General features: G+C 25.7%; 8 protein-coding genes and 2 pseudogenes. 2 read left to right on the top strand and 8 right to left on the bottom strand.

The features are described from left to right. Positions 1 to 49: 49 nt before the first annotated feature. Entirely contained in the window at positions 50 to 2,563 is a 2,514-nt protein-coding gene (locus tag QZ321_RS12035) for an ABC transporter permease (RefSeq protein ID WP_291747331.1), read from the bottom strand. Positions 2,564 to 2,574: 11 nt separating this feature from the next. Then, on the bottom strand, positions 2,575 to 3,276 hold the full coding sequence (locus tag QZ321_RS12040) for an ABC transporter ATP-binding protein (protein ID WP_291739729.1): 702 nt from the start codon (positions 3,274 to 3,276) through the stop codon (positions 2,575 to 2,577). Positions 3,277 to 3,492: 216 nt separating this feature from the next. On the opposite strand from QZ321_RS12040, the gene QZ321_RS12045 reads away from it, so the two are divergent. Continuing rightward, a complete protein-coding gene (locus tag QZ321_RS12045) occupies positions 3,493 to 4,059 on the top strand; it encodes a TetR/AcrR family transcriptional regulator (RefSeq protein ID WP_291739727.1) in 567 nt (188 codons plus the stop codon). 155 nt (positions 4,060 to 4,214) lie between these two features. After that, a pseudogene (locus QZ321_RS12050) lies at positions 4,215 to 6,971 on the top strand (ABC transporter ATP-binding protein/permease). A 287-nt stretch (positions 6,972 to 7,258) separates the two neighbouring features. Here QZ321_RS12050 and QZ321_RS12055 read toward each other — a convergent pair. The 6 genes and pseudogenes from QZ321_RS12055 to QZ321_RS12080 all read right to left on the bottom strand — a co-directional run. Then, positions 7,259 to 8,284, bottom strand: a complete 1,026-nt coding sequence (locus QZ321_RS12055; RefSeq protein ID WP_291747333.1) for a type II TA system antitoxin MqsA family protein — start codon at positions 8,282 to 8,284, stop codon at positions 7,259 to 7,261. A gap of 32 nt (positions 8,285 to 8,316) precedes the next feature. Continuing rightward, entirely contained in the window at positions 8,317 to 8,721 is a 405-nt protein-coding gene (locus QZ321_RS12060) for a type II toxin-antitoxin system MqsR family toxin (RefSeq protein ID WP_291739721.1), read from the bottom strand. Positions 8,722 to 9,204: 483 nt separating this feature from the next. Further along, entirely contained in the window at positions 9,205 to 9,483 is a 279-nt protein-coding gene (locus QZ321_RS12065) for a type II toxin-antitoxin system HicB family antitoxin (RefSeq protein WP_291747334.1), read from the bottom strand. Positions 9,484 to 9,502: 19 nt separating this feature from the next. After that, the gene (locus tag QZ321_RS12070) at positions 9,503 to 9,742 is read right to left on the bottom strand and encodes a DUF2442 domain-containing protein (protein ID WP_291747336.1); all 240 of its coding nucleotides are present in this window, start codon (positions 9,740 to 9,742) and stop codon (positions 9,503 to 9,505) included. Positions 9,743 to 9,754: 12 nt separating this feature from the next. After that, positions 9,755 to 10,225 carry a DUF3990 domain-containing protein gene (locus QZ321_RS12075; protein ID WP_291739718.1) on the bottom strand — a complete coding sequence of 157 codons (471 nt, stop codon included), beginning with the start codon at positions 10,223 to 10,225 and terminating at the stop codon, positions 9,755 to 9,757. Positions 10,226 to 10,344: 119 nt separating this feature from the next. Continuing rightward, positions 10,345 to 10,477 (bottom strand): annotated as a pseudogene (locus tag QZ321_RS12080) (restriction endonuclease subunit S); the annotation flags it as partial.

Here is a 10,477-nt window from a genome sequence, read left to right on the forward strand (position 1 = left end):
ACTAGGTAATTTTTATTACCTAGCTTAAAGTATATAAAATTATTATTTTTTATTCATTAGATTTTAAAGCATCAATCATATTTACTTTTTTAAGCTTAATGTGCATTAAAAACATAACTATAACTGAAAATAATATAGTTAATAATGCAGATAGTATATAACTAACAATTGAAATATTTGGATACATCATCATTGTATCTGTTTCCGCTGTATTAATTATAAATTTATGCAATAACTTTCCTAATACTGACCCTGTAATTACTCCAAGTAATGTTAAAATTATATTTTCTCTTGATATATACATAGTTACTTCATTATTAAAGAATCCAAGTACCTTAATAGTAGATAATTCTCTTATACGCTCTGATACATTTATATTATTTAAATTATATAAAACTACAAATGCAAGAGACCCTGCTGCTACTATTATTACTACCATAACTAAATTCATACTATTATTTGAATCCTCTGTAGTTTTTTGAATTTGTGATTTTAAAGTAACATTAGCTACATTATCACACCCTAAAAGCTTTGAAGAAATTTCATCGTCACTTTCTTTATCATTGTTAAAGTTTATAAATTGAGTATTATATATAGGTTCCTTATTAAATATTTTTTTATAATATGATGGTGATACATATACATAATGACCCAGATAATTTTCAGTTATCTTACTTATCTTAACATCATAACTATCATTGCTTTCATTTTTTAATGTTATTGTATCATTAACAGATACCCCTAAAAGCTTAGCTAACTTTTCACTAATAATAACTCCATCATCATCTAATTTATAAACTTCTCCTGAAACTCTATCATCTAATAATATAAAATCATTAAATTTATCAACATCTTTTGGAACATATAAACTTGCTATTTGCTTGTTCATTCCTTCTTTATTAAATGTTATTGATTCTTGATGAATATTTACACTATCCTCATACCCACTTATTTGATTTAATGTATTCTCATAACCTTTAACCTCTTCATCACTAGAATTTGGATTAAATATTACCATAGCCTCGTATTTCCAAACTTTATCAAATTCTTTATTTACCATTCCCGAATTAGAATCCTTTAACCCAAATCCAGTTACAAGTAATGCCATGCATCCTGCTATACCTAATACAGTCATTATCATACGCTGTTTATATCTGAAAATATTTCTTAAAGTTACTTTATAATTAAAACTTAACCTTCTCCATAATGGTGTAATTCTTTCTAATAATATTTTTTTCCCTATCTTTGGTGCCTTAGGCCTCATTAAATCGGCAGGCTTACTCTTTAGCTCAATCTTAATAACAAATATAGCTGCTCCAACAGTACATAAAATTGATATAACCATAGATTGAATTATATATGCTGGGTAATAATAAAGCGTTATTTTAGGTACATTATACATACTTCCATAAGCATTACTAATTATACTAGGCAGTACTGAACATCCAATTAATATTCCTAAAACACATCCTAAAATACTTGCTATTGAAGCATATATTATATACTTCCAGGATATTTCCAAATCTTTATATCCTAAAGCTTTTAAAGTTCCTATCTCTAATCTATTTTCTTCTACCATTCTAGTCATTGTTGTTAAACAAATTAATATTGCAACTAAAAAGAAAAATACCGGTAATACTGATGCAATATTCCCTAAACAATTTATAGAATCCTTATATCCTGAATATCCAGGATTATCAGTTCTGTCAAAGAAATAATATTTACTTTCTCCTATACTATCAAGTGTACCTAAACTTTCATACATTGCTCCAAATTTATTTTTTAAATCATTCCTTATTTCTTCTGCTCTACTTATTGATCTATTAGCAAATAAATTTTCTAAGTACTTATTATTTTCTTCCATTAAATCTTCATATTCATCACTATAAGTATCTAAACCTTGTACATTTTTAAATCTTAAATAAATTTCTGTATATACATTCATAGAAATATCTTCACTATTTAATACTGCAAAATAATCTATTGTTCCCTTTCCGATAGATGTAACCCCTCTTGAACCCTTTTCAATATATATTGGACTTTTTACTATTCCAACAACACTATATTTGTCTTCTTTAAAAGATTTCATAGTTTCTTCATCAGATTCAATTATATACTCATCACCAAGCCTTAAATTTTCATCTAATTTAAAAGCTCTTTCATCTAATGCTATTTCCCCTGGATTTTCTGGAAGCCTTCCCTCTACTACAATAAATTTATTTATATTGTTTTTAGAATTATATTCCATAAACTTTACTAATTTATTTTTATTTGTTAAATTAGCATCTATAGTATGTGTTCCATAAAAATCTAATATATTTTCATCACCTTTAAGTATTTCTAAATCATTATCAACTAATCCTAATGTTGAAATAATTTTACTGTCCATAAGGTTTTGTGAATTATAAAATTTATTTATTGATTTATTCATATCAGGCTTTGTTGATTTTATTCCAGAGTAAAATGCAACACCTAAAAATATTATTACTAATATTGAAATAAATCTTGCCTTTGATGATGTTATTTCTCTTATTATTGATTTTTTATATGACTTTTTTTCCATGAAATTTACCTCTACCACTCAATTTCTTCAACTGAAAGAGGCTTAGAATTAATATTCATACTTCTAACCTTAGCATCATTAATTTTTATAACTCTATCAGCCATTTGTGCAATTGCAGAATTATGAGTTATAACAACAACTGTTGTTCCCATTTTTTTGCATGTATCTTGTAAAGTTTTTAAAACTTGTTTACCTGTTTTATAATCAAGAGCACCTGTTGGTTCATCACAAAGTAATAATTTTGGATTTTTTGCTATTGCCCTTGCAATAGAAACTCTTTGCTGTTCTCCACCAGATAACTGTGATGGGAAATTATCTTTTCTATGTCCAAGACCAACTAATTCAATCGTTTTCTCTACATCTAATGAGTTATTTGATATTTGCGTTGCAAGTTCTATATTTTCCCTTGCCGTTAAATTTTGAACTAAATTATAGAATTGAAATACAAATCCTACATCATATCTTCTATATTTAGTAAGCTCTTTATCCTTAAACTTTGATATGTCTGTTTCATCAATTATTATTTTTCCTTCATCACAATTATCCATTCCACCTAATATATTAAGAATTGTTGATTTACCAGCACCGCTTGGTCCTAAAATTACAACAAATTCTCCCTTTTCAATCGAAAAGTTAATACCATTATTTGCTACAACTATATTTTCTCCAATTTTATATCTCTTATATACATCCTTTACCTCTATGTACGCCATATAAATCTTCCTCTCTCCTTATTTTAGTTAGAGCTATTAAATAGACACCATGTACATTTAATAGTACAATAAATAGTATACAAAATTTAATATTTATAGACAATAATCACATCTTTTAATAACGTTATTAAATGTACAATTTAAATTAATTTGTATATTTAATGACACTTATGTTTAAAATTATCTAAATAAAATAATTTAATAAGGAGAATAATTATGGCTGGTGTGAAAGGAAACCGTAGAATTATATATACTAAAAAGATTATTAGAGATAGTTTAATAGAACTATTACAAGACAAAGACATTCATCAAATTACTGTAACAGACGTATGTAAAAAAGCTGATATAAATAGAGGCACTTTTTATACACATTATAAAGATTGCTTTGACTTACTTCAATCTATAGAAGATGAATTATTTAATCTAATTATTAAATACATAGATGAAACTCCTGTTGAAGAATATTCAAACTCACTATTACTTAGAGTTCTTGAATTAATATCCGAAAATAAAGACTTATGTAAAATTTTATTTTGCAAACAAAATGATAATAGAATCTTAGAGAGAATTTTATCTGTTGCTAGTAAAGCTGACTTTGAAAAATTATGTGGTAATTCAAATAAATTCATTAAATCCAATATGGATTATTTTATAAGATATTCTGTTGGTGGTTGCATTTATGTTATTCAAGGTTGGCTTGAAAATGATTTACCCCACTCCCCTTTAGAACTCGTTAAAATCATTAATAGTGTTAATTCATTTGGCAATAACTTTGCCAATTAAAAATTATAGATTTAATTATTTTTATTAATATAGTACTTATTTTCAATTAACAGAAATTTCATAATATTTATTTTTTAAAAATGCTATAATATGGATAATGTTTTTGAAATAAACGCGGTTATAATTTTAATTCTAATAGGAGGAATAAACAAAGTATGCTTCAAATTCAAAAAATATATAAAAAATATGTTACAGGCGACTTAGAACAAACAGCATTAGATGGAGTTTCTTTAAATCTTAGAGATAACGAATTCGTTGCAATATTAGGCCCAAGTGGCTCTGGAAAAACAACTTTATTAAACGTTATTGGAGGACTTGATCGCTACGATAGTGGTGATTTAATTATTAATGGAATTTCTACTAAAAAGTACAAAGATAGAGACTGGGATTCTTATAGAAATCATACTATAGGCTTTGTATTTCAAAGTTATAATCTAATCCCCCATCAAACGGTTCTTTCAAATGTTGAATTAGCCTTAACCATTTCTGGCATATCAAAATCAGAAAGAAAAAGACGTGCAAAAGAAGCCTTAGAAAAAGTAGGTCTTGGAAAACAACTTCATAAAAAACCTAATCAAATGTCTGGTGGTCAAATGCAGCGTGTTGCTATTGCAAGGGCCTTAGTAAATGATCCTGAAATATTACTTGCAGATGAACCAACTGGTGCACTTGATAGTGAAACTAGCATTCAAGTTATGGACTTATTAAAAGAAGTAGCTAAAGATAGATTAGTTGTTATGGTAACTCATAACCCTGAATTAGCAGAAGAATATGCTAATCGTATTGTTAAAGTAAAAGATGGTCATATTATAGATGACTCTAACCCCTATGAAGTTGATACAAAAAACATGGCTCCTCCTAAGCATGAAAATATGGGTAAAGCATCTATGTCATTATCAACTGCATTATCCCTTAGTTTTAATAATTTAAAAACAAAGAAAGGTAGAACACTTTTAACATCCTTTGCTGGTTCTATAGGCATAATTGGAATTGCATTAATTTTATCTCTTAGTAATGGAGTTAATAGTTATATTGACAATATTCAAAAAGAAACCATGACATCATACCCAATATCAATTCAAGCTGAAACAATTGATCTTAGTAATATAATGTCTTCTAGTGGTTCTATGGCAGGAGAAATTCATGATAATAACCATGACTTAAATGCAATTTACTCAAATGGATCTAGTTTTAAAATAGCATCTACAATGACAAGTAGTTTTACTGAAAATAACTTAACTTCATTTAAAAAATATTTAGATAATCCTGATAGTGAGATTAATAAATATGTTGGTGAAAATGGTATTATATATTCTTATAATACCAAGTTCGGTATTTATACAACTGATCCAAATGGTACTTTTGTAAATACAGATGGAAGTACACTTATAGATAAAAATAGCTCTATGTCTTCAATGATAGAAATGCGTAAAAACTCTCCAATGGCTAATGTTTCACCAATGGCTTCAAATTTAAATAACTTTAGTGAATTGCTTCCTAGTAAAGATGGCGAATCAGTAAGTGAAACACTTAAAGAAAATTATGATTTATTATATGGTGCTTGACCTAATTCTTATAATGAAATTATACTAGTATTAGATTCAAATAATGAAGTTTCTAGTAATAGACTTTATCAATTAGGTATATTACCTAGTTCTGAATATAAAGAATTAATGAAGAAAATAGAAAATGGTGAAGAAATCGCAATTGAAAATAAAAGCTTTAGTTATGAAGATATATGTAATAAAGATTTTTATATGATTCCTGAATGTGATACCTTTATTAAAAACAGTGATGGCACATTTAAATCTATAAAAGAAGATACACTAGAAATGGAAAAATTAATGAATAAGGCTATAAAACTAAAAATAACAGGTGTTATTCGTCCAAAAGATGATGATAAAAATTTATTAATTTCTACTCCACTAGGCTATACAAGAGCTCTTACTAATTACATTATACAATATACAAATGATAGTGAAATTGTTAAAGCTCAAAAAGAAAATCCAACTATTAATATACTAAATGGAATGGAATTTTCACCATCTAATGATAATGAAAAAATAGAAGATACAAAAAAATACTTAAAAAATCTTGGTGTTTCTGATAAAGCAAACTTGTTTAAAACTATGATGTACTCTATGCAGCAAAGCGGCCTTCAAAATTCACCAAACCAAGGTTTAACACAAGATTTATCAACTATGAGCGAACTACAACTTGCTACAATGCTTGATAGTTATTTAGCATCACCAAACAATGATACTTTGCTTAAAATTTATGATGCATATATATCTACAGGAACTTATGATGATAACATGGCTACCTTTGGTGTAATAAGCTTAGATGCTCCTTCTTCAATTAATATTTATACAGATAGCTTTGAAAATAAAGAAGCTATTTCTGATTGCATTAAAGATTATAATTTAACTGCAAGTGAAGAAGATAAAATTAGTTACACAGATTATATTGGAATATTATTATCTTCTGTTACTACAATAATTGATGTTATATCCTATGTATTAATTGCCTTTGTAGCTGTTTCACTTATTGTTTCTTCTATTATGATTGGAATTATTACATTCATTTCTGTAATGGAAAGAACTAAAGAAATTGGTATTTTACGTGCTATTGGTGCATCAAAACACAATATTTCTCAAGTATTTAATGCAGAAACATTTATTATTGGATTTTGTTCTGGAATTTTAGGAATTGGAATTTCATTATTATTATTAATTCCTATTAATTCTGTTATTCATTCATTATTAGGCGTAAATAATGTTAATGCTTCCTTACCTATACCTAGTGCAATAATATTAATTATACTTAGTATGCTTCTTACTATTATTGGTGGATTAATACCATCAAGGAAAGCAGCAAAAAAAGACCCTGTTACTGCACTTAGAACAGATTAGTAAATTTAATATAATAAAAAAGAGTTGTATCATATTAAAAACTTAAATATGATACAACTCTTTTTTATTTTTAATGTAATTAATACACCCCATACTTTATAACATAAATGTATTATTATCTATATGTATATAATTTTCATCTAATTGAATCCTTAATACTTAGATAATTTTTTATAATTATAGACCCCCTAGATGTATAAATTCCCTAATATAATGGTCTTAGGGAATATAAAATACATTTCAATATTAAATTTAATGATATAAAAATATCTTTAATTAAATTTTTATCAAAACCCTACTAATTCTTTTGAATATTTATATGACATCACTTCATCTATTTCTGTTTCTTTATAAGCCTTTTCACAATATACATATTCAATTATTTCTTTAGTTTCAAGTTCCTTAAAAAAGCTTACAACTTTTTGTAACACTCCTAATTCTTCTAATGAAAATTCATTAATAGAAATTTCTCTTATAGGAGATATTATATGTCTTATATAATCATAGTTCATTTCTTCTTTAACCTTTATAGATGGTAACTCTAAAAGCTTATTATGCGCTATAGGAACCGCTCCCATTTGTAGATGTTTATATACTAATCCTGTCATGGATTTATTGTATAATTTATGAAACACAAAATCTACATACCATAATAAATTCATTAATTTAACTTTATATAATTGTGGTACATAATTAGAGAAATATCCTATAACTGAATTTACTTTACTTATATCTAAAGTTTTAAATCCATTTAATTCGCATTCTTTATCAAAATCAATATATAAGTTTCTTATTTCTTCTATTATCAAATGAGTATTTCCCTTATTTCTTATAATATCCTTAATGGATTCTTTTATTTGTTCATATCTATTTTCTAAAAACTTATCTTTATTTTTCTCCAACATATCTAAACAATATGTTGGATTTTCTAATGTCATTCTCATTATACTATCATAAGTTAAGTCTTGGATGGTTTTTGTTTCATATCTTTGAATAGTTACATCTCCCCATCCTAATAAATTAGAAAATTCCTTTTGATTTAACTTATAAACTTCTCTTATATTTTTAATTTCTCTAGAAGTAAGCAAACCTTCATTTTCCCTATAAGCATCTCTTGCTCTTAATAAATTTTTGTCCATTATCTTGCTTGGGCAAAACTCATCATCTTCTTCATTACAATAATATACTATCTTATCGTATTCTACCTTTTTACCTTTGATAAGTGCTATACTTTTCTCTACTTTAACATCTATTTCATGCTCAGTATCGCATAATGGACAATCATAAACTATTCTTTTTCTATCTAATTCCATACAATCACCTTTTCCTTTTTTTTATCCAGTAATTATTTAAAAGGTCCATTTTTAAGTGGATATCTTGCATAATGAAAAGATACACAAAACACTTTGTTTTTTGCTCTATTTTTTATCTTAACTTTAATATATACTTCTTTTAAATTTATCTCTTTTCCAAACACCCAAAAGTGTGGTCTGTCTTCATTTTTATTATCCTTTATTGTTTCTATATATTGATGTTCAGTTAAATTTTTTAATTGAGCTTTAACATCATGTGTATCATATTCTAAATCAATTAATGTATTTTCTGTTGTATATGGATCATGTGATTCTTCACCCTTTTTTTTAGGTAAAATATCTAAATCACAATGTGGTGAATTTAAAACTTCTTTTAATTCTTCTATAAACTCTCTTACTTGTTCTCTCGTAGCAATATAACTATTTTCATTTTTCATTATATACTATGTCCCCTCTCCATTAAAATATACTATCAATTAATCAATAAATCAATATTTTTTAATCAATTGATTGTTTTATTTTCTCAGTGTTTACATTTTCTTAATATTCTTTATTTATAATAACATTATATCAGATATGTTATTATTTGGAAAAATACATTTTTAGAAATTCTCTTATATCAGTTTCATTATCAACTAATTTAATTTATAAAATTGCACTACAATTAAATTTTTTATTCTTAAACTAAAAGGCTAAATATCCCTATTGAATATTTAGCCTTTATAAATTATTTAAACTCTTAAATTAATCAATTAAAATTTCAATATTAAACTATAGTTTAATATCTCCCTATTGAACTATAGTTCAATAGTCATTTTTTAATTTCCTTTTTCAATTATTATTTAATTAACTCTCTCTTAAATGCTCTTTGCATTAATGAATTAAAGTTATATTCTAATTCTTTTAAACTATTCTCCATTTCAAATTTTAATTTCTCTATATAGAGGCATATAAATCTCAATTAAAATTAAAGCTTGTGTTTTATCATATTCAATGTTTTTAATAGGTGTTGGATTAGGTATTTCATCCTCGTCTATTTCCATTCCATACAAGTGTAATCCCATAGCTTCTTTTGCTCGTTGTATAGCTTCCTCAATTGTATCACCACAAGTTAAACATCCAGGTAAATCTGGAAATTCTACAGAAATTCCATCATCAAAAGTAAAGATACCAGGATAGACGTAAAAATCTTTTTTCATAATAATCACCTTTATAAAATTATATTAATGATAAACTATCATCATATAAAACTTCTGGATCAATGTCAGCTCCATTTGACCATTCTATTGAGTCAAAACTTACTTTAACAGTTCTAAATAAGTTTTCATTTTTTAATTCTTGAAATATACCTTTTTCTAAATAAGGTTTCATATCAAAAATTTTTTGTTCATTATTTTCAAAAGTTAATAATAGTTTATATTCTTCTAAAGCCTTTACACTTTTAACTGCTAAATACATTATTTCACTTCCTTATTTTAATGGTTCTATTGTATAGCTCTTAACAAATTCAATGGAATCTAAAGCCCTAATTGTGTGAAAACTAATTTGATGAGTTGGATATTTAAATTTCATTAAATCAAAAAATTTCTCTTTATTCATATGCCCTAATCTATAAGCTTCAATATAATCATAGATTGTATCATCAGCCATAGGACCAATAACAACATCAAATGTATGGGTATTACCACTGCGGCAATTTACTACAAATTCTAACCATTCATCATTATATTCTTTAAATTCTTTTATATTTAAAGTATCTAATTTTTTTACTTCATAAACATTTACTATAGGAGTATTAAATTTATTAGCCCATTTTTCAGCTTGTTCCTTAATCATAGTGCAGTAAAATCCCCATGAAAAATCTTTTGTAAATCTATGCTTACGAATTTCTGGGTATTCTATCTTCATGTAACTACCATGATATAATATTTCTTTTTCCATTATCCTAAAACCTCACTTAATTTATGTTAAATTTATTATAACATAATCTTAAATAATCATTTTGATTATAATATTAAACTATAGTTCAATAGTCATTTTTTAATTTTCTTTTTCAATTACTATTTAATTAACTCTCCCTTAAATGCCCTTTGCATTAAAGAATTAAAGTTATCTTCTAACTCTTTTAAACTATTCTCCATTTCAAATTTTAATTTATCTACTTGTTCAATAAATTTAATATATTCATTTTGT

The sequence above is a fragment of the uncultured Clostridium sp. genome (assembly GCF_910588715.1).
Taxonomy (GTDB): Bacteria; Bacillota; Clostridia; order Clostridiales; family Clostridiaceae; genus Clostridium.